18 protein-coding genes are annotated in these 26,662 nt (G+C 62.9%); 5 read left to right on the forward strand and 13 right to left on the reverse strand.

Features of this window, described 5'->3' with window-relative positions; all coding sequences use genetic code 11:
• Positions 1 to 108: 108 nt before the first annotated feature.
• From SM753_RS15370 to SM753_RS15400, 7 genes are all read right to left on the reverse strand, one after another.
• Entirely contained in the window at positions 109 to 2,736 is a 2,628-nt protein-coding gene (locus SM753_RS15370; protein WP_323192276.1) for a heavy metal translocating P-type ATPase, read from the reverse strand.
• Positions 2,737 to 2,823: 87 nt separating this feature from the next.
• Positions 2,824 to 3,414: an AsnC family transcriptional regulator gene (locus tag SM753_RS15375; RefSeq protein WP_135537006.1), complete on the reverse strand. Its 591-nt coding sequence runs from the start codon at positions 3,412 to 3,414 to the stop codon at positions 2,824 to 2,826.
• A gap of 813 nt (positions 3,415 to 4,227) precedes the next feature.
• Complete coding sequence (locus tag SM753_RS15380) at positions 4,228 to 5,070, reverse strand: hypothetical protein (RefSeq protein WP_323192277.1); 843 nt, start codon at positions 5,068 to 5,070, stop codon at positions 4,228 to 4,230.
• A 271-nt stretch (positions 5,071 to 5,341) separates the two neighbouring features.
• The gene (locus SM753_RS15385; protein WP_323192278.1) at positions 5,342 to 6,430 is read right to left on the reverse strand and encodes a hypothetical protein; all 1,089 of its coding nucleotides are present in this window, start codon (positions 6,428 to 6,430) and stop codon (positions 5,342 to 5,344) included.
• A gap of 99 nt (positions 6,431 to 6,529) precedes the next feature.
• Positions 6,530 to 8,335 (reverse strand): archaea-specific SMC-related protein, encoded by a 1,806-nt coding sequence (locus SM753_RS15390; RefSeq protein ID WP_323192279.1) that lies wholly within the window; start codon positions 8,333 to 8,335, stop codon positions 6,530 to 6,532.
• Between the two features lie 2 nt (positions 8,336 to 8,337).
• Entirely contained in the window at positions 8,338 to 8,979 is a 642-nt protein-coding gene (gene rdfA, locus SM753_RS15395; RefSeq protein ID WP_135537010.1) for a rod-determining factor RdfA, read from the reverse strand.
• A 243-nt stretch (positions 8,980 to 9,222) separates the two neighbouring features.
• Positions 9,223 to 10,521, reverse strand: coding sequence for an amidohydrolase family protein (locus tag SM753_RS15400; protein WP_323192280.1), 1,299 nt, complete (start codon positions 10,519 to 10,521; stop codon positions 9,223 to 9,225).
• A gap of 194 nt (positions 10,522 to 10,715) precedes the next feature.
• Between SM753_RS15400 and SM753_RS15405 the strand changes: the two genes are divergently transcribed.
• On the forward strand, positions 10,716 to 12,053 hold the full coding sequence (locus SM753_RS15405; protein WP_323192281.1) for an amidohydrolase family protein: 1,338 nt from the start codon (positions 10,716 to 10,718) through the stop codon (positions 12,051 to 12,053).
• 64 nt (positions 12,054 to 12,117) lie between these two features.
• On the opposite strand, the gene SM753_RS15410 is transcribed toward SM753_RS15405, so the two are convergent.
• Together SM753_RS15410 and cofH are read right to left on the reverse strand one after the other, a co-directional pair.
• Positions 12,118 to 13,836 (reverse strand): inositol monophosphatase family protein, encoded by a 1,719-nt coding sequence (locus SM753_RS15410; protein ID WP_323192282.1) that lies wholly within the window; start codon positions 13,834 to 13,836, stop codon positions 12,118 to 12,120.
• 265 nt (positions 13,837 to 14,101) lie between these two features.
• Positions 14,102 to 15,457, reverse strand: a complete 1,356-nt coding sequence (cofH, locus tag SM753_RS15415; protein WP_323192283.1) for a 7,8-didemethyl-8-hydroxy-5-deazariboflavin synthase subunit CofH — start codon at positions 15,455 to 15,457, stop codon at positions 14,102 to 14,104.
• Between the two features lie 212 nt (positions 15,458 to 15,669).
• On the opposite strand from cofH, the gene thrC reads away from it, so the two are divergent.
• Positions 15,670 to 16,929, forward strand: coding sequence for a threonine synthase (gene thrC, locus SM753_RS15420; RefSeq protein ID WP_135537015.1), 1,260 nt, complete (start codon positions 15,670 to 15,672; stop codon positions 16,927 to 16,929).
• Positions 16,930 to 17,095: 166 nt separating this feature from the next.
• Here thrC and SM753_RS15425 read toward each other — a convergent pair whose 3' ends face one another.
• Positions 17,096 to 18,133 (reverse strand): LLM class flavin-dependent oxidoreductase, encoded by a 1,038-nt coding sequence (locus SM753_RS15425; protein ID WP_135537016.1) that lies wholly within the window; start codon positions 18,131 to 18,133, stop codon positions 17,096 to 17,098.
• A 249-nt stretch (positions 18,134 to 18,382) separates the two neighbouring features.
• A complete protein-coding gene (locus SM753_RS15430) occupies positions 18,383 to 20,023 on the reverse strand; it encodes a D-aminoacylase (protein WP_323192284.1) in 1,641 nt (546 codons plus the stop codon).
• 119 nt (positions 20,024 to 20,142) lie between these two features.
• Between SM753_RS15430 and SM753_RS15435 the strand changes: the two genes are divergently transcribed.
• The gene (locus tag SM753_RS15435) at positions 20,143 to 21,375 is read left to right on the forward strand and encodes a Zn-dependent hydrolase (RefSeq protein ID WP_323192285.1); all 1,233 of its coding nucleotides are present in this window, start codon (positions 20,143 to 20,145) and stop codon (positions 21,373 to 21,375) included.
• Between the two features lie 86 nt (positions 21,376 to 21,461).
• On the opposite strand, the gene SM753_RS15440 is transcribed toward SM753_RS15435, so the two are convergent.
• Together SM753_RS15440 and npdG are read right to left on the reverse strand one after the other, a co-directional pair.
• Positions 21,462 to 22,196 (reverse strand): ABC transporter permease subunit, encoded by a 735-nt coding sequence (locus tag SM753_RS15440; protein WP_323192286.1) that lies wholly within the window; start codon positions 22,194 to 22,196, stop codon positions 21,462 to 21,464.
• A gap of 58 nt (positions 22,197 to 22,254) precedes the next feature.
• Positions 22,255 to 22,923 (reverse strand): NADPH-dependent F420 reductase, encoded by a 669-nt coding sequence (gene npdG / locus SM753_RS15445; RefSeq protein WP_323192287.1) that lies wholly within the window; start codon positions 22,921 to 22,923, stop codon positions 22,255 to 22,257.
• Positions 22,924 to 23,287: 364 nt separating this feature from the next.
• Here npdG and SM753_RS15450 point away from each other — a divergent pair, with 364 nt between their 5' ends.
• Both SM753_RS15450 and SM753_RS15455 read left to right on the forward strand, forming a co-directional pair.
• Positions 23,288 to 23,833 (forward strand): (2Fe-2S)-binding protein, encoded by a 546-nt coding sequence (locus SM753_RS15450; RefSeq protein ID WP_135537020.1) that lies wholly within the window; start codon positions 23,288 to 23,290, stop codon positions 23,831 to 23,833.
• Complete coding sequence (locus SM753_RS15455) at positions 23,826 to 26,273, forward strand: molybdopterin cofactor-binding domain-containing protein (RefSeq protein WP_323192288.1); 2,448 nt, start codon at positions 23,826 to 23,828, stop codon at positions 26,271 to 26,273. The genes SM753_RS15450 and SM753_RS15455 overlap by 8 nt, the downstream gene beginning before the upstream one ends.
• Positions 26,274 to 26,662 lie beyond the last annotated feature (389 nt).

Consider the following 26,662-nt stretch of genomic DNA (forward strand, 5'->3'; position numbering starts at 1 on the left):
AACGCAGTGAACCCGGAACTCTCAATCCGTGAAGCCGCGCTGACTGTCTCCGCGGACTTTCGGGGAGCGGACGCGGTTTCGGTCCTGCGAACGCGGAACGACCTCGGATTACCGGCGGATGATCCCGAGGAGTTCGTAATCGTGGTCGGGGGTGTACCGGCGGAACAGGAGACTGTTCGATAGCACGGAGACGCTGGAGAACGCCATCGCTACCGCGGCCAACACGGGTTGGAGCAGTCCGAGCGACGCCAGCGGAATGAGCGTCGTGTTGTAGCCGAGCGCCCACACGAGGTTCTGTTTGATCTTCTGAAGGGTGGCGTCGGAGATGCGAATCGCCTTCACGACGTCGTGCGGGTCGTCGCGCATCAGCGTCACGTCGGCGGCCTCTATCGCGACGTCCGTCCCGCTCCCGATAGCCGTCCCGACGTGCGCGACGGCGAGGGCAGGCGCGTCATTCACGCCGTCGCCGACCATCATCGCTTTTCGACCCTGTTTCTGGATGGCCTCGACCGCGTCGGACTTGTCCTCTGGTAGGACCCCGGCCCGAACGTTTTCCGGGTCGATACCGACCTGTTCGGCGACGGCGCGTGCGGTCCGCTCGTTGTCGCCCGTGATCATCATCACGTCTATCCCGCGTTCCTGAAGCGCGGCGACGGCCCGCTTCGCGCTCTCCTTGACGGTGTCGGCGTCGGCGACGACGCCCAGAAGTTCGCCCTCGCTCGTGTCGGCCGGCCGGCGTGCGACGAGCATCGCCGTCTTCCCCTCGTTTTCCAGCCGTTCCATCGTTTCCGCGGCCGGCGACGGGTCGACGCCGTTGTCCCGGAGCAGTTTCCGGTTCCCGACCAGGACCTCCGCGCCGCCGACCGTCGCACGCACGCCGTGACCGGGTACGTTTTCGAACCCGGTGGCTTCGGACACCTCCAGCCCGCGTTCTTCGGCTCCCTCGACGATCGCCCGGGCAAGCGGGTGTTCGCTGCCGCTTTCGGCCGCGGCAGCGAGGCGGAGTACGTCGTCTTCAGTGAGTCGGTCCCGGTCGACCAGTCGGCCGCCGTCGGCCGCTGGCGCACTGCTGTCGGGGCCTGACCGGTCGTCCGGGTCGAAGACGACCACGTCGGTCAGTTCCATTGCGCCTTCGGTGAGTGTTCCCGTCTTGTCGAACACGACCGTATCGACGTCTTTCGCGCGTTCGAGGACGTCGCCGCCTTTGAACAGGACGCCGTTTTGCGCGCCTATCGTCGTGCCGACCATCGTCGCTGCCGGCGTCGCCAGCCCCAGCGCACAGGGACAGGCGATGAGGACGGAGGACGCGAAGACGATGACGGCGAACTCGAAGACGGAGACGGTTCCACCGGCCGGCGCTGGCCCGCCCGCGACCTGGCCCCACAGCGGGAGCCAGTCGACGAAGCCCGCGAGTACGTCCGGGAAGAGGAACCAGACGACGCCCCAGAACAGGGCGTTCGCGATGACAGCGGGCACGAAGTACGCCGAGATGCGGTCGGCGAGGTTCTGGATATTCGGCTGACGGGACTGTGCCTCCTTGACGGTCTGGACGATCTGTTGGAGCGCCGTATCCTCGCCGACCTTCGTCGCCTCGACGACCAGCAGTCCGTTCTCGTTTATCGTCGACCCGACGACCTCGTCGCCGTTGCTCTTTTCTACGGGGACGGACTCGCCGGTGACCATGGACTCGTCGACCGCTGACTGGCCGTCGACGACCACGCCGTCCGTGGGGATCTTTTCGCCGGGACGGACTTTCATCCGGTCGCCGACCTCGACGTCCTCTAGCGGTATTTCCCGTTCGTCCCCGTCCTCGCCGACGACAGTGGCCGTTTCGGCTTCCATCTCCAGTAGCCTCCGGAGCGCGTCGCTGGCCTGGCCTTTCGACCGGGCTTCGAGGTAGTTCCCGAGCGTGATGAACACCAGAATGAGCGCCGCGGTGTCGAAGTACATGCCCCCGGCGATGAGACCGAGTAGGACGACTACGCTGTAGATGTAGGCCGTCGAGGATCCGAGCGCGATGAGTACGTCCATGTTGGCCCGCTTGTTCTTGACGAGAGCGTTGTACGAGTTCCTGTAGAACTGCCAGCCCAGGACGGCCTGGACGGGCGTCGCGAGCAGGAACTCGACCCAGCCGAATTCGACGCCGAAGACCGTCTCCGGGAGCATCGCCCCGCCGAGAAGGTACTTCTCGACGATGAAAAACAGCAGTGGAACCGAGAGGATAGCCCCGAACAGTGTCAGCCGGAGCTGCGTCCGGATCTCTTCTTGCCGGGCGGCGTCGCGTCGCTCCTGGTCGGTCGTCTCGGCAGTGTCGTCGTCGCGGACTGGCGTGTAACCCGCGTCCTCGATGGCATCGTAGAGCGTTTCCCGGGAAACGTCCGCGGGGTTGTACTCGACCTGCGCCTCGTCGGTCGCGTAGTTCGCCCCCGCGCTGATGACTCCGGGCACCGACTCCAGCGCATCCGCGTTAGTCTCTGCGCAGTTCGCACACGTCATATCGGAGATGCCGATGGTGACCGTCGCTGTCTCGGCGTGATATCCGGCGTCCTCGATAGCGTCGTATATCTCGCCGAGCGATACGGCTCCGGGATCGTACTCGACGGTACCCTCATCGGTGGCGAAGTTGATGTTCGCCTCCGAGACGCCGTCGAGATTCTCCAGGGATTCAGTGATCGTCTGCGAGCAGTTCGCGCAGCTCATGCCCTGGATTTCGAGGTGTGCGGTTTGCGAACTCATTAGTTTGTTATAGGGCGTCGCTTCTTACCTCCTTTTCCCATAGAAATCCGAAGTGTAAAGCGGGATATAATTTGGAACCCAAAGTGTTCACGCGCCTTCTTCGAGACGGTCGTACCGTTCCTCGAACCGTCGTTGACAGGAAGCACAGCAGAAGTGATACGCCTGACCGTCTATATTGGCGGTTTCACCCTCGCTGTCGACCGTGTTCCCGCACTCCGCACAGGTGAGCGCGAACTCGGTCCCGTCGAGCGAGGGCTTCCACTCGACTTCGTCCATCAGCGTCACTGTGTAGTCCACGTCGTCGCTGCTCTCGAGTAGACCGCCGAGCCACTGGCGGACGTTCTGACTCTGCGCGCGACCGTAAAACCAGATCTCGCCGTCGGCGGTCACGAACACGTGTTCGACTGCTTCGGCGTCGCCGATCCGGACTTTCAGGTCGTCGACATCCCCGCTGGCGACTTCTACCTGAACGAATACCGGGACTCCAGCACGGAGTTGGGAGCGATCGACGTCGATCGTAAAGCGGTTGATAACACCCGCCTCTCGAAGACGGGACACGCGGTCCGAGACGGCCGGCCCCGAGAGCCCGATCTCGTCGGCGATATCGCTAAACGGTCGTCGTCCGTCCTCTCCGAGGAGCGTCAGAATCTCCATGTCGGTTTCGTCGAGATCCCGCATAGCTCAACTTCGATATCCGGAGTGAATACGTTGTCGATGTACTTTGATATCTAAGGTAGGATCGGTGAGATACTTAGGATATGTAGTGATATCTCGCTATCCCTGGTCTCTGGTCCGAGTGGATGCGTTGGATTCAGGGGTGGACTTGCAAACTCTCAGAGAATGACCTGCAAGCGCTGCGAACAGACCACCGAAAACGTCGCGGCCGTTACGCCGGCGACGGCGGACCAAGTGGTAGAGACGGTAACTGTGGCGGGTGACGCTGAGTTAGGGCACTACTGTGGCGGTCAATAACTCGGCATTCGATACGATACCGGACCGGCAATTCCTGGCATAATAACCAGTATTCAATACTATCTGTGCAATTGGTAGAAACTAAGATAGATAGATATATCTACTTTTTTGAATTGAACGGGTTACAGCAACGACTGAGAGAACTCGTATCCCGTCTCGGCCGCCGAAACCGGGATCCGACTTCTCGATGACGATATCCTGCCTAATGCCTTCACGTTTTTTGCCGATACAAGCCCTGGACGGCTTTTGACCGGGTGAATATCCGGATTCGGTTCCTACAGTAGTAAACAGTTGCTGCTAGATGTGACTCTTCCACTATCGATAGTACACGGTGATTCTGTGGGTGTAGTTCGCACAGCAACGATGGGCCAAACTTCTGATCTCACCGAACACTCCCAAGAAATGATTAGATAGACTAATAGTAATATAACAACTATTACTTTGTACCAGTCGGATATTTTAGTAATATAGATCGGTTATATCTGGTCGCGACTGCCGAGACAAACTACGCCGTGGGTATCACACATGGTTTGACGGTTCCGTAACCCCCTGCGAGTCCGTTTTTTCGATATAGAGGTCCCGATTGATGATCAGGTCGGCGATCGTATTGCTGTCGATGATCTCGGTCGCGGTCTCGTCAGAGTCCGCTCCTTCGGAAAACCGTATTACCTCGAACGAGTCCAGCGCGTTACGGTTCTCCGTGACCGGTTCGATCACCTCGATCAGTTCGTCACTGGCTTCGTTCCGGAACGTGTACCCGGTTTCGAACCCGACCACGGGAACGTCTACAGGCCAGTCCCACTGGAAGTTCCGAACGTACTGGTCGAACTGCCAAACTAACTGCTCGGCGTCTATCTCTTCGTCGACGGCGGTTTCGGTTAACTGTTCGAGAGTGCGGTCCCAGTAGTCGATGACGCACGCTTTCAGATCACCCTGAAGTTCGTCTTCGACGAGTTTCTCCTCGATCGGATAGCCCATCTCGATCGCGATGATCGCGTGCTGGTCGAGATGGTTGAGACACCGCTGGCACTCCATCTCGAAGATAGAGATATCGATTGGGTTTTCGAGAGTGAGGTGAGCGAGTTCGTTCCCGCAGTTCGGACACCACAGGAACAGGACGCCGTTGTCCGCACGATACATCTCGTTGAGGACCGTGAGATCGTCGAAGGCCTTCTCCTCGGGCGGTCGAGGTTCGTCTTCTGCCTTCTGGTGTTCGGTGTCGACGCTTTTCCCGGCGAACTTGGCCAACTCTCGGTCCTTCAACAACGATTTGATCACAGAATCGTGTGACGAGTGGGATTCCTCCTCGAGGATCCGCTCGATCTGTTTTTTCGTCCAGTCTCGGACTCTGATCGTTGCCATTGCATAAGATCTCTTTATGTTGCATAATAACTTTTCCCATACTTTGGATGGTCGCCCTGCGGAAAAACCCCATGCGATACCGGAGAGGAAACGAACGATCGGCCGCGACTGGCGGAACTGTTCGGGCGTCAGGGCTGGTCTCGGGATCCAATCTGGTGGCTGGTCTGGCCCCGAAACGTGCCATTGGAACAGGCCACAGCGGTGTTCGGAGAGTCCGGACCGCGATACGCGCGTCTCTTCGCCAGCGGTCGCTGACCGGGCGCTGGAGTGTCTACTGCGAAACGTCTGAGGTGCCGAGGTCTATCCGCCGCCGTACTTCCCTCGGAGTCACCGTGATCTGGTCGGCTCCGAGTCGCTGCGTGACGAGATCGATCAGCGCAGTTTCTTCGAGGAGGTGGCGGGCGTGGTCCCGGTCGACGCCCAGCGCCGTTTTCACCTCGTAGAACGTGTTCGCTTCGTTGACGATCGACGCGAGTTCGGAGACGGTCAGATCCTTCGGAATCCCCAGTCCGTCCGCGATGACCGAGTCGTCACCGTCTCCGCTGTCCGTCGCCGCTATCAGTTCGGCGACCGACGTATCGTCGAGTTCGGAGGCGTCCGCCTCGTCGGTACCGGGTCCGGTACTTTCGTTGCCGGCTTCGGCGTCTGTCTCAGCCGTTTTTGCGGTCGTCCGGGTCCCGGTCGCCGTCGGGGTCCGTTCCTCATCTTCAGTGGAGTTCTCTAACGGTCCGTCTCTGGACGTCTCGGGGCTGTCGCTCTCGGGTTTCTCCTCCGGAGCGATTTCGGACGATCTGGTTACGCCGTTTTCCGTCATCGAGTTCTCGTCCGAGGTGTCTCCGCCCGTTCCGTCGGTGTCGGCGAATCCGTGTACCTGTGGTCCGGTTTCGTTAGGGTCGTGGATATCGTATTCGACCATGTACCGTCGGACCGTCTCCGAGGTGACATCGGCCCCAAGCGCCTCGGTCATCTCCGGGAAGGTGTCGTATTTCTCGTACACCGTCTGCAACGCGTCCGGGTCCTTGTACGCCGGAACGGATTTCGAATCAGTTCGACCCGTCGACGTGCCGACGCCGGACGCTACGGGGCTGCGGTTCTCCCGTGCCTGCTCCACCGACAGGGACACACAGAGATCCACGTCGACGCAACCGTCCCGGAGGTCGACGTTCTCCGCCCGGATCGAAACACTGTCGCGGACGTCGACGCCGTCTAACACGGGCACCCCGACGGTCAGGTTCGCGGTTATCTCGTCTTGCTCTCCCTCCAACTGCTCGCCTATTTCGACGTTTTTGACCTCGGCGTTGGACGCCTCTAAACACTCGAGTACCTCAGTTAGCTCTCCGAATGCGGCACTAACCACCATATGACAACCATTAACACTACGTTACTATTACGTTCTCCAACCGGCAGTATTGTCCGCTAAAAACAGCGTCACGCAACGTGTGCGCGGGAGAACGATAGCTCAGTCGGCGCTGACCTGCTTGTTCGTCGCGACCGACCAGTTACTCGGGTCGATCTCTCGCCCTTCGAAGGCGGTGTACTCCGGATACGCGGTGAACACGAGGTACTCGGTCCGCTCGTGGAGATAATCGATGAGTGTGTGTAGATTGTCGTCAGCCAGCCCGCCGACGCCGTCGACGAGCAGTAGCGGCACCGCCTCGTCGACATCGAACGATTCGTAGCCCGCAAGCGCCGCGACGAACCCTATCAGTTCGAGCTCGCCCTCACTGAGGGCGTCCAGACTGGCCTCTCGACCGTCGCGCGCGACGACGAGGTCGAAGTCGGAGGTGAGCCGGGCGGTCTCGAAGCCGGTCCCGAACCGAGAGAGGATCTCGTCCATCGCTTCGTCGAACGCCTCTCTGGCCCGCCGTTTGATCCTGTCTTTTCGATTCCGGAGCTCTTCGATCTCGGTTCGGATCTCCTCGCTTTCGGCTTCCAGCGTCTCGACCTGGTCGGCCCGCGTTTCCAGCTGTGATAACTCGTCTCTGCTGTCTTTGAGTTCGGCTTCCCGATACTTGATCTCGCTTTCGACGTCGGAGATCGCTTCGACAGTCTCGTCGACAGCGTCCGAGAGCTCTTCGACCCGTTCCTGAGCGTTTTCGTATCGGTCCGTCGCGTCCTCCAGACTCTGGCGTCGGTCGGTAAGGGTATCTTCGAGTTCGGTTATCTCGGCTTCTAGGTCCCGTTTCCGGCGGTTCGCCTGGTCGATCTCTTCGCGCCGCGCTTCGAGTTCCTCGACGTCGTCACGGTACGTCTCGATCTGCGTCCGCAGGTCCGTGATCTTGTCGCCGAGCTGGTCGAGCTGTTCCTCCATCTCTGCACGCTCTGCTTCGTTGCCGCAGGTCCAGCAGACGACGCTGTCCCCCGTGAGTTCCCGTTCAACTTCTGTAAGGAGGTCCAGTCGGTTCTCCTTCAGCACCATCTCGTTCGCCGAATACACCGACTGTAACACTTCAGAGTCCCGTTTGACTTGTTGCAGTCGGTCACGGGCGGTGGCCAGTCTGTTCTCGATGTCGTCGTCGTCCGGGATTTCGAGCGACTTTAGTTCGGACCGACGCTGTTCGAGGCGTTCCTCGGTCCGCTCGATGGTTCGCTCTAGCCTCTCGATCTGGTTTTCGGCCTGACTCCGTTCCGTCTGTACCGCGCTCAACTGCTGCTGTGGCGACGGGCTCTCCTCGTCTTCACCGGCCGCTTCACCACCGTCGCTGGCCGCGATACCCTCGCGCTGTTGCTGTAGCTCCGCTATCTCGTTTTCGAGTTGCGTGACCTGCGCCTGTACCCCCGGCAGGCGCTTTTTCGCCTCCTTCGCCTGCGAGAGCTCCGACGTTATCTGCTCGCGCTCGCGTTTCAGGTCGGCGATCTGTTCGTCGATGTTCTGAAAGTCGAGCGGTCGCATGAGGACGTCTTCCAGGTTCTCGCCCCGTCGAACCGCGCTCCGGACTTCGTTCCGTTCGTCGAGACAGGCGAACAGTTCCGCTCGAATGACATCGTACTCGTTTTCGAGATACGGGGTCCCTTTCCGGCGGACGGTCCCGTTTTCACGGACGAGGTCTACCGCGATATCTCGTTCGGGCGTCTGTAGCCGCACCCGACCGCTGTCCTTGCTCTCAGTGAGTTCCGTCGACGTTCCGAGTGCCGTCTTGATGGCCTCGATGAAACTAGATTTTCCCTGCCAGTTCGACCCTCTGACAGCGTTCAGTCCCGGCTCGATAGTCGTCTCTCCGTCCAGTATACCGGCGATGTTTTCGATGTCGATGTTCCAGGTCATTATCAGTCAGAGGTGACGTGTGTTTGGTCGTGCTGTTCGCAGACGTAGCCCCGTTCGGCCGCGACCTCGAAGGGGACGCGCGTCGGACAGGACCCGCAACTGATCTGGATCTGTACCTCGACGGTCGAGGTTTCGACCCCGTCGATTCGCCCTTTCGTCTCTAAGGAGGAAAGCGCCCGTTCGGCTTTCTCCCTGGTCACCTCGCGCGCCATTTCGAGGCTCTCCCGTTCCCACTCGGTCTCGGCGGTCTGTGGGGGTTTCTCGCCGTCGAGACAGTCCTTCAGATGCGTTCGCATCGTCCCGTACGATACCATGTCTTCTCGGACACGTTCGCCGTCGATCCCGTCCGCCAGGAGGCTCTCGACCATTTCCTCGCTGACGAGGTCGTCGTCGCTGCGTAACGCTTCGTAATCGCTGTCGACGCGTGCGCCCAGTGCGTCGCGGCCGTGTTCGTCGTACACCTGCTTGAGGAGGCGCTTGTTGAACCACTCCGTGAGCGACCGATAGCCCATCTGCGTGCGGTCGTCGGTCCCTTTCCACCGAGCGAGTAGCCCGTCGTCGATCGACTCGTACGCCGGATCCGCCGACTCTAACCCGTACTGGTCCACTACCAGGTCTACCTTGCAGCCGGGATCAGTTGGCATTACGTGTTCGTACCTCTCTCGTCGGTAATAAATCTTGACCAAGCGTTTACGTACTGCATTCCGATTCGGGTGGCCGGGGCAACGCGGAGTCGGATTAACGAACTAAGCTTGTTAACTATGAGGCGAGGATGGCGCTAGTGGGCGCGTCAGTAGATAACAGACTAAGTCTGTTAAAACCCGAAAGTACACAGTGACCGATGGTGAACGGGCAGTTTCGACCGAAGCGGCGGCGACACCGCTGGTTCAGAGCCTGTCCCAGAGTTCGGCGCTCGCCTTGCCGACGGCATCCATGTCTGCACTGTCCACGCCACGTACACCCCGCTCCGGGCTATACACGGTGTCCCCGTCGATGACCGTCCGCGTCACGTCGGCCTTGCTTGCGGCGCTGACGACGTAATACGGCGCACTCTCGGGGAGAACCGGATTCGGCCCCATGTCGAGCGTGACGAAGTCGCCGCGCTTGCCGACTTCGATGCTCCCGATCCGGTCGTCCATCCCGAGAACCTCCGCGCTTCCGATAGTCGCCCACTCCAGGGCTTTCGCCATGTCGAACCCGCTCGGGTTGTTCTTTTTCAGTTTGTGGATGCCGACGGCCGACCGCATCGTTTCGAACATGTCGGGGTCCCATCCGTCGTCCCCGATACCTATCGTCATGTCGTGTTCTTCCATCGTTTCTACGTCTGCGATGCCGACGGCGTTGTTGATGTTCGAGTAAGGGTTGTGAGCGACTTTCACGTCGTTCTCGGCGAGGATCTCTATCTCGCGTTCCGTGGAGTGGACGCAGTGGGCGGCGATAACCTCCGCGTCGAAAAAGCCCATGGAGTCGAGGGCGGGAACGGGTCGCTCCCCGTACTCCTTGATCGACTCGTGGACGTCGACTAGACCCTCCTCCAGATGGATCTGGATCGGCCGGTCGTCTTGGACCGCGCGGTCGACGCATTCGTCGACGACTGTCTCCGTGTTCGTAAACAGGGTGTGGAGGCAGTAGTGACCGGTTACGTCGTCGTATTCGTCTTCGGCCTCCTGGATGTACCGCCGGTTCTCGTCGATCCCCTCGATGGCCTCCGACTCCGAGTTCCGCGCCGTGGTTTCGAACGTTATCATGCCTCGGATCGGCGTCTGCGAGACGCCGTCCGCGACGGCGTCTAATGCCCCCGGGAGCGTGTTCGGTCCGGAGTAGTTGTCGCAAAACGCCGTGACGCCGCCCTGGACCATCTCCGTACACGACCCGAGCGCCGACAGGCGTGCGTCCCGCATCGTGAACGCTTCGTCGACTTCCCACCAGATATCGACTAGCGCTTCGTAGAAGCTCTCGGGCGACGCCGTTAGCGGTGCCCCGCGGATCGGGAGCGCGTACATGTGCGTGTGGCAGTTCACGAGACCCGGGATCACTACCTCGTCGCGGGCGTCGATCGTTTCCTCGCCGGTCTCGTACCCGTCCGCGATGTCGACGATTTCGCCGTCCTCGACGACCACGTGGACCTCTTCTCTGACCTCTCGCTCACCGTTCATCGTGATGAGCGTACCTGCGTTCAGTATCACACCGTGTCAGATACTGTCGCAATACAAAAAAGTACCTCCCGGTTCGCCGTGTGGACGGTCGGGTCCGGGCCACACACGGTTGCCACATTCGCTGACCGTGTGTCCGTGTCGACCGTCGGCGTCGCTTGCCGACAACTATATGATATCCTACACTATCGCCAACTGTTTTGGTCGTCCGCGATACGAGTTCGTTCATGACGGATCGCCTAATCGAGAACGCGCGTATCGTTAGCGCGACCGGCGTCCAAACGGGTGCCATCGCCATCGACGACGGCCGGATACGGGCAGTGGGACCGGATGTCGCCAGCGAGTACGGCGACGCGGCGGACGTTATCGACGCTGACCGCATGGTCGCCATGCCCGGCGTCGTCGACGTTCACAACCACATGCACGACTCGGACCTGTTTCCGGACGGAATCGACTTCGCGTCGGAGACGGCGAGTGCCGCCGCCGGCGGGGTGACGACCGTCGTCGAACTGCCGACGCAGACGCCGATAACTTCGCCGGAAGCGTTCCGGGAGAAGCGAGAGGAGTGTGCCGACCTCGCTCACGTCGACTTCGGCCTGGTCGCCGGCAACGTCGAGGACTCCGACCTCGATGTCGACGGGATCATAGCCGAGGGGACGCGCGATTTCAAGACGTTCACGGCAGACCCGTATCTCGCCTCCGACGAAACGATCGTCTCCCTGATGGAGAAGGTCGGTAACGCCGGAGGGAAAGTCCGCGTTCACTGCGAGACGCAGGGGATCTTAGACCACGCCCGTGCGTCGATCGACGAGAACACGCCGGACGTGTACATGGACTCCCGCCCGCTCGAAGCGGAACTCGACGCTATCAGCCGGATGGGGTGGTTTGCCGAATACGCAGACTGTCCGCTTCATGTTGTTCACGTCTCCAGCGGGAGCGGGGCCCGCGAAGGCGGGCGGTTCAAGTCTCGTGCGAACGTGCCAGTGACCCTGGAAACGTGTCCGCATTACCTCGCGTTTTCGAAAGAAGACGTCGAGGAGAAGGGGCCGTTCCTGAAGGTTAATCCCAGCCTGAAATCCCCCACCGAGGTCGAACGGCTCTGGGAAGCGGTCCGGGACGGGACGATCGATCTCATCGCCAGTGAGCATTTCCCCACCTATCGGGAGGACCGCGAGCGCGGGTGGGAGAACATCTGGGAACCGTACGCCGGGCTCCCCGGTATCGAAACGATGCTCGAATTCCTCGTCAGCGCCGGCGTTCACGAGGACCGACTCTCCTGGCCGCGGCTTCACGAACTCGTCTGTGCGCGGCCGGCCAGGGAGGCCGGCGTGTACCCGCAGAAGGGATCGCTTCAGGAGGGAACCGACGCGGACATCGTACTGGTCCGCGAAGAGGAGTTCGAGGTTTCGGCAGACGACCTCCGGTACGTCGGCGGCTGGACGCCGTACGAGGGTCAGGAGTGGAGCGCGCGAGTCGACACGGTCATCGCGGACGGCGACGTGATCGCCCGCGATCACGAACTCCGGGTCTCGCCCGGCCGGGGAGAGTTCCTCTCACGGTCGTAGTTCAGCGGCGTAGTTATGAAAATCCGACACTCCGAAATCGCGACAGCAGTGCAGTCCGGGGGAGTCAGTCCGCGCTGCTTTGCTGCGTCGTCTGCAAGTCCTGCTCCCCGTCGAGGTGACGGAGAAGCGCCTCGTGGACCGGTCCGTTCGATCCGACCAGTTCGTTCCGCGTCTCGTGTGCGGCGATCGGGTCGTACGGGTCGCCGTCCGCGTTCGTGACCGTGGCTCCGGCCTCGCGTGCGATCACGATACCGGCGGCGACGTCCCAGGGATAGGTGTCGTACTCCCACAGGGCGTCGGCGCTCCCGCTCGCGAGGAAACAGAGGCTGAGCGCCGCCGAGCCGAGACTGCGAACGCCGCGAGTCTCCTGGTAGCAGTGCGAGAGGAACGCACCGTCCGGGTCGTATCCGGAGAGGAGCATGCACTCGTCCAGGGACGCCCGGTCCGTCGTCGAGATGGGCATGCCGTCCAGGGTCGCTCCGTCGCCCTCGATCCCGGCGAACATCTCGTCGGTCTCGGGCGCGTAAACGACTCCCATCACCGGGTTCTCGTCTTCTAAGAGCGCGATGGAGATGGAGTAGTTCGGGTTGCCGTGCGCGAAGTTCCCGGTCCCGTCGAGCGGATCGACTAGCCAGGTGTACTCGCTCGACCCGACCCGTTCGTCGCTCTCCTCGGACCGGATCCCGTGGTCGGGGAACTCGTTCTCGATGACGGTCGTGATGATGTTGTCCGCCTTGTAGTCCGCCTCGGTGACGATGTCCGACTTGTCCGATTTGTACTCCACGGACTCCGTCTGCCCGTGGAGTTCCCTGAGCGCTTCGCCGGCAGCTTTCGCGGCGTCCTCCGCGACCTGCTTGGCCTGCCGGACCACGTCGGTACCGGGGTCCGAGTCCGTCCCTCCGACGAGGTGGTCGTCGCCGCGGTCGTGTCTGTTCTCGCGGACGCTCCAGCCGAGTTTCTCGGATATCGAGGTGAAGAAGTCGTCGTCGTAGCTCGTGTTGACAACGAGCGCCGATGTGTCGGCCCCGCCGACGGTGACTACGTCCTCCGCTTCGAGTTGCGCGTGCGAGCGCCCCCCGTCGACGAGGAGGTTCGCGGGGCCGTTGGAGACGACCTCTATCGTGGTGTCGGCGTCGACGATGAGCGGCCGCACGCCCATCCGGTGGGTCTGGAGCGGAACGATCTGTAGCGACGCGTTGTTCACCGGGAAGTGAACGGGCCCCCCGGCGGAGAGCGAGACGCCGGTCGACCCAGTCGGCGTCGACACCGCGAGACCGCTCCCCTCGTACTCGCCGACGAACTCGCCGTCGGCGAACACCTGCAAGCGGGTGATCTTCCTGTCAACGGGATTCTCCGGCGGTTCGTGTTCGATCATGACGTCGTTGATGCCGGTACAGTCGACCCCGTCGGCCTCGACGTGTAACTGCTGGCGGCGGTCGACCGTGGCGCCCCCGCGGACGGTTTCGTCCAGGGCGTCCGTCAGTTCGCTCGGCGAGATGCTCGCGAGGAACGCGAGGGTCCCGGCGTTGACTCCGAGGATCGGGATCTGCTTCGGGCTGAACTGCCTGACGCCTTCGAGATACGTTCCGTCACCCCCCAGGGTCACGCCCAGGTACTCGCGTTCCGGGGTGTACACTGGATCGATGTCGTCTCCGACCTCAACGACGTGAACCGGTATCTCCTGTCCGTCCGCCCAGGATTCGAGCGTCGATAGTTCCTGTTCGCTGTCCGGGCTGACGAGCGCGATTATCTCCTCGACCGTAGCTAAGCGTCTTCCGTACATGGTTATCACTCACTGCTAGCTATCCGAGCGCTGCCATCGGCGACCGCGCCGAAGGTACATGGGATATGCTAGCGTCCACCGTATCATCGAGGTAGTTCCGTATAAAAGCTCTGTCGCCACGTCCGGTGTGGCGCGGTTTGCCGTCTGTTTGGCTCTGTACTAACCGAGGGGCGTTTCGGTTTGGCCCTGTACGTCGAAGATCGACCCGGGTCGTTCGACGGTCGGTGCGGGACGCCGCGACGCGGGACTGACGGCCTAGGGGGCGTTACTCGACGAGCGGCGTTCCGTCGGCGCGAGGGCCGAGACGGGGGCCGATCCGGTCGGATTCGGGATCGACCCGCCGGCGCTGTTCGTAGTCCGACGACCGTTCGACCGGCGGCCGCCCGATAGCCGAGAGCATGTCACAGTACTCCTCGAACGACCGGAACTCGCCGTAACTGCCGCCCGCGCGCTTGGTGATCTCCTCCGAGAGGATCGTCCCCATGAAGTCGTTCGCCCCGCAGTTGAGCATCTTCAGCCCCTGAGCGTCGCCGTATTTCACCCACGACGACTGGATGTTCTCGATGTTGTCGAGAAACAGGCGCGAGACGGCGATCATCAGTTCGTCTTCGTCGGTGCTCGCTCCCGACTCGACGACGCCGTGTTCGGCGAGCGGCGTCTGTTCGTGGACGAACGACAGCGGGACGAACTCGGTGATGTTGCCCGTCCTGTCCTGCAGGTCCCGAATCACGTCCAGATGCTGGACGCGATGCATCTCGTTTTCCACGTGCCCGTACATGATCGTGGCCGTCATCGGCAGTCCGACGTTGGCGGCCGCTTCCATCGACGCAACCCACTCGTCGGTGCCGATCTTCCCCGGGCAGATCACGTCCCGAACCTCGTCGACGAGGATCTCCGCTGCGGTCCCGGGAACCGAGTCCAGACCAGCGTCGCGGAGGCGACGGTACACCGTCTCGTACTCCCAGTCGGTGCCGCGCCGAGCGTGATAGGCCTCCTCCGGCGTCATCGAATGGACGTGGACGCCGTCGACGCTCATCGCTTCGATCTGCTCGCAGTAGGTTCCGGGGTCCACGTCGTACGCGGCGGGGGACCTGTAGTTGAGATCGCTTCGATCGCTCGCTTCCAGTCGCTCCGCGTGGTCGTCGTCCAGTACCAGCCCCGGATGGAGGCCGCTCACGGAACAGACCTCGTAGATACCCCGCTCGACGGCGTCTCGCACTGTCTCTCGCGACTCGTCCGGCGTTTTCGTGAACCCGCCGTGGTCCCCGGTGTGGGTCGATTCGAACTTCTCGGCAGTGTTTTTGAAGTTACAGAACTGGCACCCCGTGTTACACGCCGTCGTCACGTTGTTGTTGAGGTTGGCGACGAACGTCACTTCCTCGCCCACCGTCTCCGCACGCCGGCGATCGGCGATCCGGAGCACCTTCTCTTTGCGCTCGTAGTCGATCTCGGCGCTGCCCGTTCCGGTGGTGAGCAGTTCGACGCCGTCGTCGACGGTCAACCGCTCTCCGTTCCGGGCCTTTTCGAGCGCGTTCTCGAACGACTGCGTCGTTTGCGGGAGATGACTGTATTCCATTCGACCGGCAGGTCCGGCGACCGCCGACCGAAATGCGTCGGACATGACCCGAAAACGGTCGGCCCAGAGGATAAGTGTGCCCCCGCCTGACCGTTCCACAGTCGCCACAGCCGTTTGGGACGCGTTTGGAGCGTGTGTCGCGTATCGGGTCGGTGATCGCTGCGTGCATGTCCTGCAAACGCCGGCTCACCGGCAGCGAACGGCGGAAGGGGATATTGTGCGGTGTTTTTTAGTAGTGGCCTTGCCTGATGTCCAGTATGGCAATGGAGCATGTCACTACGTTAGAGTGCACTATTTGCGAGCGTGAGTACGACCCGGACCAGATCATCTACACGTGCCCCGAGCACGAGGGGGTGAAAGGCATCCTCGAAGTCAAATACGACTACGACGTCATCCACGACAACTTCGACGCAGAACTCGACGGGAAGATCCAGGGACAGTGGAAGTACGAGGCGTTCCTGCCGGTCGACGACGACGCGGAGGTCGTGACTCTCAACGAGGGAGGGACGGACCTGTTCGACGCGCCGAACCTGAGCGAGGCCCTCGGCGTCGAGACGCTCGTCAAGGACGACGGCCGCAACCCGACCGGCTGTTTCAAGGACCGCGCCAGTTCCGTCGCGGTAACGAAAGCGCGACACGCTGGCCGCGACATCATCACCTGCGCCTCGACTGGGAACGCGGCGGCCTCGCTCTCCGGCTACGCGGCCCGCGGCGGCCTCGACTGCCGTATCTTCGTCCCCGGCGCTGCGCCCGCGGGCAAACTCGCCCAGCCGCTCGTCTACGGCGCGGACGTGCTGGCGGTCAACGGTTCGTACGACGAGGCGTACGACTTGAGCGTCGAGGTCACTGACGAGTACGGCTGGTACAACCGCAACGCGGCGATCAACCCGTTCCAGGTAGAGGGGAAACGGACCGTCGGCCACGAACTCGCGGAGCAGTCGAAGGTCCGCGGGGAAGTCCCCGACTGGGTCGTCTTCTCGATGGGTGACGGCTGCACTATCGCCGGCGCGTGGAAGGGGTTCAAGGAGTTCTACGACCTCGACTACGTCGACGACTACCCGAAGATGCTCGGCGTCCAGGCGGAGGGGGCCTCGGCCATCCACGACGCCTTCCAGGGTCACGACGACATCGACGACCTCGCGGACACGATCGCAGACAGCATCGCAGTCGGCCGGCCGCGTAACACGATCAAGGCTTGCCGCGCGCCACAGCAAAGCGGCGGGGACACCGTACTCGTCTCCGACGAGGAGATCCTCGAAGCGGAGAAGCTCCTCGGTAGCACCGAGGGGATCTACTCCGAGCCCGCAGGCGCGACGCCAGTCGCCGGCGTTCGGGAGGCGCTGGAGCAGGGGATCATCGAGCAGGACGAGACTGTCGTCGTCGTCTCGACCGGGTTCGGCCTCAAAGACACCGAGAGCGCGAAGAAAGCCACCGGAGACGTAAACCGGATAGATCCCGAAATATCCGAGGTCGAGGCGCTGTTCGGCGACGCCGAGGCCGCGGCGGCCGACGACTGATAAGGACTGCTGTCAGTCAGTTCGGTATTTCTCCGACACGCGTCGCCGAACACCATGACACAGTTACAGCGGTTCCTCTGACGGTCGCGCCGACGAACCGACGCCGCCGGATTTTCTCGTCCGACCGGAGTACGACCCGAAAAGTGAAACGGCGAACGGCGCGTCGCTACAGGTAGCCGTCGGCGAACTCGTCGATCATTAGCTGGCGGTCGTCGCCCAGCGGGTAGAGGATCGGGCACTGACAGCCGTTGTCGGCGTACTCGCGGACCTTCTCTCGGCACTGTTCGGGGGTGCCGCTGGCCGTGAGCTTGTGAACGACTTCGTCCGGGATGAGATGCATCCCCTCCTTGATGTCTTCCTCGTCGGCCGGCCAGCCACCGATCGCGTCGCCCACCTCGTCGATGAGGTCCTGGCTGACGCCGCTGGCTTTCATGATGTGGGGCTGCTGGCCAAGGTACTGCGTGATGAGTTCGCGGGCGTTGTCGAGCGCCTGATCCACGTCGTGGTCCATCGAACAGACGACGAGTTGCGGCCGGTCGATGTCTTCGAGCGAGCGACCGCCGCGTTCTGCTCCGGTTTCGAGCGCGTCCAGCGCCTTCTCGTTGTACTCGGGACTGACGAGGTAGTTCAACAGGGCACCGTCGGCGAAGTGGCCCGTGAGTTCGAGCATCTTGAAGCCGGTACCGCCGACGTACACCGGAACCGTCCGCGGCCCCGAGTCGCCGTGAACGACGTCTAACTCCACGTCGCGCATCTGGACGAACTCGCCGTCGTAGGTGACGTTCTCCATGTCGAGCAGGTCCTGTGTCACCTCGACACATTCACGCATGGCCCGGAGAGCGCCGCTCCGGTCGATGCCTACCTTCTCGGCCAGCGGGTCCCACCACGCACCGATCCCACATTGGATGCGGTTCGGCCCGGCGAGTTCCTCAAGCGTGCTCATCGTCTGTGCGATGAGCGCGGTGTTTCGCGTCCAGTTGTTGATGACGCCGGTTCCGAGTTTGATCCTGTCCGTGACGGCGGCGTACGCACCGAGCGGCGTGACGCCGTCGCGTGCGAGCCGTGATTCGGCCTGCCATATCTCGTCTATCCCCTGGTCCTCCGCGTACTGGACGAGTTCGAGGTTCTCCTGCAACGAGTGTTTGTCCTGTAGGTAGATGCCTACACGGTCGCCTCTGTCGAACACCTGTTTGCTATCGCTCATTGGAAGTCCGTTGTGAACTAAACCGACACTTTATAAATAAGTATGGGTGGGATACTCATAGGGACTGCTGTAACTGTGTACCGGTATTCGCCGACCGGGGGTTGCCGAAATACCGAACTGGCTGACAGCAGTCCCTATCAGACAGTGGCCGGTCGACTGGCGAACGGGTCAGTTCGGGCAGATCGGCCGGTGGGAACGAGGCCGCACGTCCGTGTGTCGGCAGTGTGCCACAGCGACAAACGCGTGTCGCTACTCGATGGTCGATCGGTCGAGCCACGGCCGCGAGTCTCCGCCCCACTCGTCGGTCGAGCGGAGGATCTCTCCGTTACGAGCGCCCGTCGTTTCGCCGTCCCTGACTGCGATCGCCCCGCCGACCAGGACGAACTCGAAGCCGTCGGTGAACTGGAACGGGTCCTCGTACGTCGCGTTCTCCGATACGGCGTCCAGGTCGAAGACGACGAGGTCGGCGACGTACCCCTCCTTCACGTAGCCCCGGTCGTCTAACCCGAGGATGTCGGCGGGGTGGCCGGCCGCCTTGTGCGCCATCAGCGATAGCGGCAGTACGTCTCGCTCCCGGACGTACCGTTCGAGAATGCGGCCGAACGTTCCGATGGCACGCGGATGTGGTTTCCCGCCGAAGATACCGTCCGTACAGAACGTCCCGCGCTCGTCCGCGAGGAACCGCTCGATGTCCTCCTCCGACATGACGAAGTCCGCCATCGTCACGTCGAGGCCTTCATCGACGAGGAGTTCACACATCGCGTCGACAGGGTCGAGGCCCCGCTCGGATGCGATCTCCTCGACCGTCTCCCCCTGGTGGTCGCCGCTCGCCGTCCGGGTGATGAGGATGTTGTCCCACGTGCCCGCCGCGCGGGCCAGATTCTCCCAGTCGCCGGGAGAGGAGATGTCATCGGCGATGCGCTCTCTGACGTCCGCGCCCCGCAGTCGTTCGATGATGTCTTCGGTTTCGCCCTGTCGCGCCCACGGCGGCAACAGCGCGGTGAGCATCGTCGACCCCGCAGTGTAAGGGTACTGGTCGAACGAGACCCGCTGTCCCGCGTCGACGGCGTCGTCGAACAGGTCCAGCACGTCCGTCGAGTCGCCCCAGTTCTGTCGGCCGCCGACTTTCAGGTGCGAGACGTGCGCGTGACAGCCGCCGCGACGACAGATGTCGAGATAGCGGTCGATAGATTCGACGACGCGGTCGGTCTCGTTCCAGACGTGAGAGATCATAAAGGAGTCCCGGTCAGCGAGCGTTTCGGCGAGCGCCTCCAGTTCCGGGTCGCGGCCGTAGGAACTGGGCGGGTAGATCATCCCCTTGGACATCCCGAACGCGCCGCCGTCGATAGCCCGGTCGAGTCTGTCCCGGAGGTCGCCGACCTCCTCGTCCGTGAGCGCTCGGTCCTCGAAGCCGGCGATGTGCGACCGGAGATTCCCGTGCGGGGCGTAGTGAGCGGCGTTGACCGCCGGCACTGCCGCGTCGAGTTCGTCGAGATATTCGGCGACGGAGTTCCAGGGCCACGTCCGGTCTATCGTTCCGTCGAGGGACTGGATGCGCTTTTCCCACTCCGACTTCAGGTCGTCCGGCACCGGGGCGACGCTGACGCCGTCCTGTCCGAGCACTTCGGTCGTGATACCCTGCGTGAGTTTCTCCTCGGCGGCCGGCTTGTTTATCAGCCGTAGCTCCGAGTGAGCGTGCATGTCCACGAATCCGGGAGCGAGATACGACTCGTCGAGGTCGACGGTTCGGTCGGCACCGGCCGGTTCGTCGCCGATGCGCTCGATGCGACCGTCGTCGACCAGTACGTGTGCGGTGTAGGCCGGACCGCCGGTTCCATCGAGGACCCGCGCGTTTCGAAACTCTATCGACTCCGTGCTAACAGACGGCATATCTCGTCTCTCGTGGATCGGCCGTTTGGTTCTTTCGGTGAACTGCATCCTCCGTAGGCTCGCGGGTCGGCACTGATCCCTTCGGAATGTTAAAGTTCGACCCTGTGGTGTGTTCTGGCATGGCCGAAGTGACTATCGACGAGCAGCGATTCCGCCAGCGGTTCGACGAGTTCAGCGAGATCGGCGCGACCGAAAACGGCGGCGTGAACCGCCCCAGCCTGTCCGACGAGAACAAGGAGGCCCGAGACACCGTCGTCGAGTGGTTCCGCGACGCCGGTCTGGAGGTCCGCATCGATAAGATGGGCAACATCTTCGGCCGGCGAACCAGCGCGGATCCGGACGCCGACCCCGTCATGTGTGGCTCACACATCGACAGCCAGTACAACGGCGGCCGGTACGACGGCGTGATCGGCGTCCTCGGCGGCCTCGAAGTCGTCGAAGCGCTCAACGACGGCGGCGTGACGACGGACCGACCGCTCGAAGTCGTCGCGTGGAGCAACGAGGAGGGCGTCCGGTTCCAGCCGGACATGCTCGGAAGCGGCGTGTTCTGCGACATTTTCGACCTCGATTACGCGTACGAGCGCGAGGACAAGGACGGCAACACGTTCGGCGTTGAACTGGAACGCATCGGCTACAAGGGCGACGAACCGTGCGAACCCCACGATATCCACGCTTACTTCGAGATGCACGTCGAGCAGGGGCCGTTTCTCGAACAGGAGGGCCTCCCCGTTGCGGCCGTCGAAGGCGTGTTCGGGTTCTCGTGGATGAACGTCACGTTCGAGGGGCAGGCGAACCACGCCGGTCCGACGCCGATGAACATGCGCCACGACGCGTTCGTCGCGACGGCCGACGTGACCGAGAGCGTTCGCCGGATCACGGCGACCGAGGGAACGGACCTCGTCGGCACCGTCGGAAGCGTCGACGTGTGGCCGAACGCGATAAACGTGATCCCGGAGACGGTCGAGTTCACCGTCGACCTCCGCTCGTACGACGACGTGGTCGTCGACGCGGCCGTCGAACAGGTCCGTCGCGAGATAGCTCACGCCGCCGAACGTGAGGGCCTCGAGTACGAGGTCGAAGAGATCATGCGCGTCGACGCCGACCCCTTCGACCAGAGCTGTATCGACACGGTCGTCGACGCCGCAGAAACCGTCGGCTGCGAGTACACCCGACTCGTCAGCGGTGCCGGTCACGACGCGAACTACCTCAACAAGATTGCGCCGTCGAGCATGGTCTTCGTACCGAGCGTCGACGGCATCAGCCACCGCGAGAGCGAGTACACGGAGTGGGAAGACATCGTGACGGGGACCGAAGTGCTCCTCGAAGCTGTCCGGTCGAAGGCGTCAGCGTAGGCGGCGCTTAACTGCGGTCGGCCGCGACAGTTCCGTCCCCGATTCGGCTCGCGGTTCCAGCGCTCCGCCGTGTCCGTCGGTCCCCCCTACACCATTTTGGCCCGGAGCCGCGACGCCAGCGCGTCGCTCGTCACCACGAGCGCGAACACAGCGGCGATCGCCGTCACCAGTTTCGGATACTGCAGCTGCTGGATCGAGATGACGAGGTAGTAGCCGATCCCCCCAGCGCCGACGAAACCGAGTATCGTCGCCGAGCGGATGGTACACTCCCACCTGTAGAGTGTGTACGACGCCACGGTCGCCGAGATCTGCGGAACCATTCCGTGACAGACGGCCTGAAACCGCGTCGCCCCGCTTGACGCGACCGCCTCGGTCGTCATCGGGTCCGTGTCTTCGAGGAAGTCAGCATACAGTTTGCCGAGTACGCCCGCGTTGTGGACGCCGAACGCAAGCGCGCCGGCGAACGGTCCCAGCCCCACCGCGGTGACGAAGAGAAACCCCCAGACGAGGCCGGGCACCGACCGGAGGAAACTCAAGACGAGTCTGGCGCTCCGGTGCAGGACGTATCCGACGGCGACTCGCGATGCGGACGAACCGGCGTACAGCGGCCCCTGATAGGTGACGGTCGAGGCGCTCGCGAGGGCGAGCGGTACCGCGAGGACTGTTTCGAGAGGAGCGTGTGAACACCGTGCGGATCGACTCCGCCGCGTCGTTTGGCGTCTTCGGTCATGGATGTCGGACCAGGAGAGCGGCGATTCCGGGGCGGGAACGACTCCGTATGGTTCCCAATCCGTAATCGTACTTGCCCTCGGTTCCCTCATCTATCACGCACGGGACCGTATCACTGTTACTCCGTTTCGAGGGGTACGTCGGTACCCGTTACTGGAACCGAACGCCGAGGTCGTGCATGCCCTCGTTGTTCATCGCGAGGTTGATCAGCAGCGGCGTCACGCTCTCGACGACGCCGGTGTTCGCGAGCGGCCCGCCGTCCAGTGCGCGGAGGCCGTCGATATCTTCAGCTAGCCCCTGGACCGTCCGCTTCGCCTCGCTGTCGTCGCCGGTGACGATGACGTCGGCTTCGAGGTCGTCGTCGAGGCTGCTGAGCGCGCCCGCAGCGAGGTTCTGGAACGCGCCGACGACCGGCACGTCGTCGGGAGCGGCCTCGTCGACGGTTTCCGCGACGGTCCCTTCTTCCGGCGGGTCGTAGTGGAAGCCGGCCGAGTCGCGCGACATCCGAACAGCCGGGCTGACGAGCACGTTGTCGTCGCCGAGTTCGGAAGCCACCGCTTCGACCGTACTCGGCGCGTACTCGGGCGGCACGCTGACGACGACGACCTCGGCGAGTTCGGCGGCCGTCTCGTTACTGTACCCGGCGATGTCGGGGGTTACGCCCGCCTCTTTAAGCAGCGAGTAGTATTCGTTCGCCTTCCGCTCGGCCTTGTCGGGGTCTCGCGACCCGACGATGACCGAGTGGTCGGTGTCTCGGGCCCAGCGCAGTGCGAGCCCTTCGCCGATATCACCAGTGCCTCCGAGGAGTGCGATCTCCATGCCGGATACGATGCGGAGAGGTGTTCAAAACTGTATCCGTCACAACCCGAATTGGCCGTACCGGACACATGGCCGACAGTTGCCACATTTGTGTGCCGGCAGCCGATCACTCGCCGCACGCGCCGTCTCGCCGTATGTGGGAGCGCTGTTTTCGCGGTGCGACCGATCCGGTTCCGTCCCGTATATCTTCTCCGTCCGGGGGCGTGGACAGTCCGAGGCATGAACTGGAACAGCGTATTTGTGCGGTGTGCGGGCCGTTCTATGGCTGTCGCCGGAGTCACCCATAATTATTAGTGTCGCTATCACCCATCCTCCACCACGACGTGCGTGTGCTAGACACACCTGCACTAATGGAGGAATTTCCGTGGAAATCAAACTAACTATCAACGACGAATCGAAGACCGTGGAGGTTGAACCGGACGACGACCTGGCTACGGTACTGCGACAGAACGGCTACACGGGCGTGAAGTGTGGCTGTGACAGCGGCGTCTGCGGCGCATCGAAGGTGTTCGTCGACGACGAGGTGAAGATGGCCTGCGGCGTGGACGCTCCGAACGCGGATGGGTCCGAGATCCGGACTATCGAGGCGCTCGGGACCCAGGACGACCTCCACCCGATCCAGGAGGCGTTCGTCGACCACTTCGCCGTCCAGTGCGGGTTCTGCATTCCGGGCATGATAATCGAGGCCGAGTCGCTGCTCGCGGACACCCCCGACCCGAGCGAGGCCGAGGTGCGCGAAGCCATCGACGACAACCTCTGTCGGTGTACCGGCTACCAGAAACCCGTCGAGGCGATCCTCGACGCGGCCGACCGAATGCGCGGCGAGCAGTCGGTCGCGGCCGACGGCGGGTCGCAGATCCGTCCGGACCAGGCCGACTGTACCGACCACGACGGTGATACCAATGAGTGACGAACCGACCGACCCACAGACTGACGGCGGGACCGCGTCGAAGCCGACATCCGAGGAGCCGACGGAGTTCGAGGAACATCCCCTCGAATGGGACGAACCGGAGAACAACAACAAAGCGCCGGGGGAGCGAGACAGCGTCTCCCAGCCGGCGGAGAAGTTCGACGACCGAAAGCTCGTCACCGGCCAGGCCAAATACACCGCCGACTACGAGGAGCGTTTCCCGGATCTCGCTCACGCCGCCGTCGTTCGCAGCGAGGTCCCGCACGGCCGCGTTACGGCCATCGACACGGACGAGGCAGCGGCGATGGACGGCGTCCACGCCGTCCTCACGCCCTCGTCCGACGCGGTCCCGGACGCGAAGTACACGAGCGCCGGCCAGTCGTATCCGGAGCCGAGCCCGTGGGACATGAACGTGCTCAACGAGCACGTCCGCTACGTCGGCGACCCCGTTGCGGCGGTCGCGGCTGAGGACGCGGACACCGCGGCGGAGGCGGTCGACGCCATCGAGGTCGAGTACGAGGAGTACGACCACGTCGTCGACCCCGAGGCGGCGTTCGACGAGGACGCTCCGCAGTTGTTCGGCGAGGACGAGGTCGAAAACGAGATCGTCGGACACGATTACGACCGCAACCGGATGTCCAACATCGAGGGCGAGATCGGCGACGTCGACGGCTCGCTCGACCGCGACGACGTACACGTCCACGAGACCGAGTGGGAGACGATCCGCCAGTCCCACGCCCAGATCGAGAAGCACACGTCGCTCGCTTACACCGACGAGGACGACCGCCAGGTGCTCATCACGAGTACGCAGGTGCCGAACCACACTCGCCGCCAGTTGGCGCACCTGTTCGACATTCCGATCCGCGACATCCGCGTGAAGAAACCCCGCGTCGGCGGCGGGTTCGGCGGGAAGCAGGCGATGGTCGTCGAACCGATCCCGCTCGCGCTGTCGCTCGCGGCCGACCGCCCCGTCATCTACGAGGCGTCCCGGGACGAGGAGTTCTACGCGATGCGCTCGCGTCACCCGATGCAGGTCCGGGCGCGGACCGCGGTCACCGACGACGGACGAATCGAAGCTATCGACCTCTACGCGCTCTCGAACACCGGGGCGTACGGAAGCCACGGGATGACGGTCGCCGGTAACGTCGGCAGCAAGCCGATGCCGCTGTACTCGAAGGTGCCGAACGCCCGCTTCGAGGCCGACATCGTACACACGAACACGCCTCAGACCGGGGCGATGCGCGGCTACGGCGCGCCCCAGGGCACGCTCGCGCTCGAAGGGCATCTGGACGAGGTCGCGCGGGACCTCGACCTCGACCCCATCGAGTTCCGTCAGGACCACTACATGGAAGTCGGTGACCTGGACGAGATCGCCGGCATGATGGGCGGCGAAGGCGCGGAGCGTCGGATCCGATCGTGCGGGCTCGACGAGTGCGTCGAGCGCGGGAAGGAGGCCATCGGCTGGGGCGACCTTGACCAGCCGGACGAGGACCACCTGCACCGGGGGATCGGCATGGCGCTTTCAGCACAGGGGACTGGCGTCGCCGGCGACGAACTCGGCGCGGCGCAGATCATGATGAACGAGGACGGCTCGTTCCACCTGCAGGTCGGCGGCGTCGACATCGGCACGGGCGCGGATACCGCGTTCATCCAGATCGCCGCGGAGGTACTCGGTTGCGACGAAGACGACATCATCGTCAAGTCTTCGGACACCGACAACACGCCGTTTGACTACGGCGCGTACGCCTCCTCGACGACGTACATCAGCGGCATGGCCGTGAAGAAGGCCGCCGAGGACGCCAAGGAGCGCATCCTCGACTGGGCGTCGCGGATGCTCGACGAGTCCGTCGAGCACCTGGAGACGCGTGACGGCGAAGTAGTGAGCGAAGAGAGTGGCGACTCGGTCACGCTCGAAGACATCGGCTACGAGTCGGTGTACGGGCACGACGACCGCGAGCACATCCTCGGCAAGGGGACGCACTCCACGGAGGAGAGCCCGCCGCCGTTCGCCGCACAGTTCGTCGACGTCACCGTCGACGAGGAAACCGGCGAATTCGAGGTCAACAAGCTAGTCGTCGCAGTCGACTGCGGCGTAGCGATAAACCCCGGCATGGCGGAGGGACAGGTCGAAGGGGCCAATCACATGAGCTACGAGATGGCCGTCAGCGAGGGGATCACCGTCGACGAGCGGGGCCGCGCCGAGGTTTCCGACTTCGACGAGTACGGACTCCCGTCGGCGACGGAGACGCCGCCCATCGAGAGCATCCTCGTCGAGACGCACGAACCGACGGGTCCGTTCGGCGCGAAATCGGTCGCGGAGGTGCCGACGAACACGGTACCGCCGGCGCTCAGCAACGCGATCCGCGAGGCTGTCGGCGTGCGTATCAACGAGATGCCGGTCACCGCTGAGAAGATCAAGGCGGCGCTCGACGGCAACTGAGAGGGACTGTTGTCCGTCGGTTCGGTATTTCGTCGACCCCGCGTCGGCGAATACCGGTACACAGGGACAACGGTCTCTATGAGTCCCACGGTCGCGTGGGACGTTTGCCTGCTGCACGAACAATTTGGCTGCTGCGTGGGTCATTTGTCTCCCGCATGGACGATTTGCCGGCGTTTGTCTGCCACGTCGGTGCTACTTTGCCGCTGTCACTGTCCTGTTCTGGTGCGTTTCGGTCGCCGAGAGCGGTCAGCGGGAGCGGTCGGCCGGTTCGAACAGAGAATTCAGTATCGCGGTCCTCCGAACCGCGCTGACAGCCCTTCATGTATTAAATTCCATACCGTTTTAGGGAAAAACCTCGACAGCTATTTAGGTTCTTAGGAGCCATAGTC

Origin of the sequence: Halostella sp. PRR32 (assembly GCF_034808085.1) — an archaeon.
In the GTDB taxonomy this organism is placed as follows: domain Archaea; phylum Halobacteriota; class Halobacteria; order Halobacteriales; family Natronoarchaeaceae; genus Halostella; species Halostella pelagica.

Bases quoted from the DNA above. Each gene is read 5' to 3' on its own strand.
- SM753_RS15380 (WP_323192277.1), bottom strand. From the start codon at position 5,070: ATGGCAACGATCAGAGTCCGAGACTGGACGAAAAAACAGATCGAGCGG.
- SM753_RS15435 (WP_323192285.1), top strand. From the start codon at position 20,143: ATGGCCGAAGTGACTATCGACGAGCAGCGATTCCGCCAGCGGTTCGAC.
- SM753_RS15385 (WP_323192278.1), bottom strand. From the start codon at position 6,430: ATGGTGGTTAGTGCCGCATTCGGAGAGCTAACTGAGGTACTCGAGTGT.
- cofH (WP_323192283.1), bottom strand. From the start codon at position 15,457: ATGTCCGACGCATTTCGGTCGGCGGTCGCCGGACCTGCCGGTCGAATG.
- rdfA (WP_135537010.1), bottom strand. From the start codon at position 8,979: ATGCCAACTGATCCCGGCTGCAAGGTAGACCTGGTAGTGGACCAGTAC.
- SM753_RS15430 (WP_323192284.1), bottom strand. From the start codon at position 20,023: ATGCCGTCTGTTAGCACGGAGTCGATAGAGTTTCGAAACGCGCGGGTC.
- SM753_RS15390 (WP_323192279.1), bottom strand. From the start codon at position 8,335: ATGACCTGGAACATCGACATCGAAAACATCGCCGGTATACTGGACGGA.
- thrC (WP_135537015.1), top strand. From the start codon at position 15,670: ATGGCAATGGAGCATGTCACTACGTTAGAGTGCACTATTTGCGAGCGT.
- SM753_RS15375 (WP_135537006.1), bottom strand. From the start codon at position 3,414: ATGCGGGATCTCGACGAAACCGACATGGAGATTCTGACGCTCCTCGGA.
- npdG (WP_323192287.1), bottom strand. From the start codon at position 22,923: ATGGAGATCGCACTCCTCGGAGGCACTGGTGATATCGGCGAAGGGCTC.
- SM753_RS15455 (WP_323192288.1), top strand. From the start codon at position 23,826: ATGAGTGACGAACCGACCGACCCACAGACTGACGGCGGGACCGCGTCG.
- SM753_RS15410 (WP_323192282.1), bottom strand. From the start codon at position 13,836: ATGTACGGAAGACGCTTAGCTACGGTCGAGGAGATAATCGCGCTCGTC.
- SM753_RS15405 (WP_323192281.1), top strand. From the start codon at position 10,716: ATGACGGATCGCCTAATCGAGAACGCGCGTATCGTTAGCGCGACCGGC.
- SM753_RS15370 (WP_323192276.1), bottom strand. From the start codon at position 2,736: ATGAGTTCGCAAACCGCACACCTCGAAATCCAGGGCATGAGCTGCGCG.
- SM753_RS15440 (WP_323192286.1), bottom strand. From the start codon at position 22,196: ATGAGGGAACCGAGGGCAAGTACGATTACGGATTGGGAACCATACGGA.
- SM753_RS15425 (WP_135537016.1), bottom strand. From the start codon at position 18,133: ATGAGCGATAGCAAACAGGTGTTCGACAGAGGCGACCGTGTAGGCATC.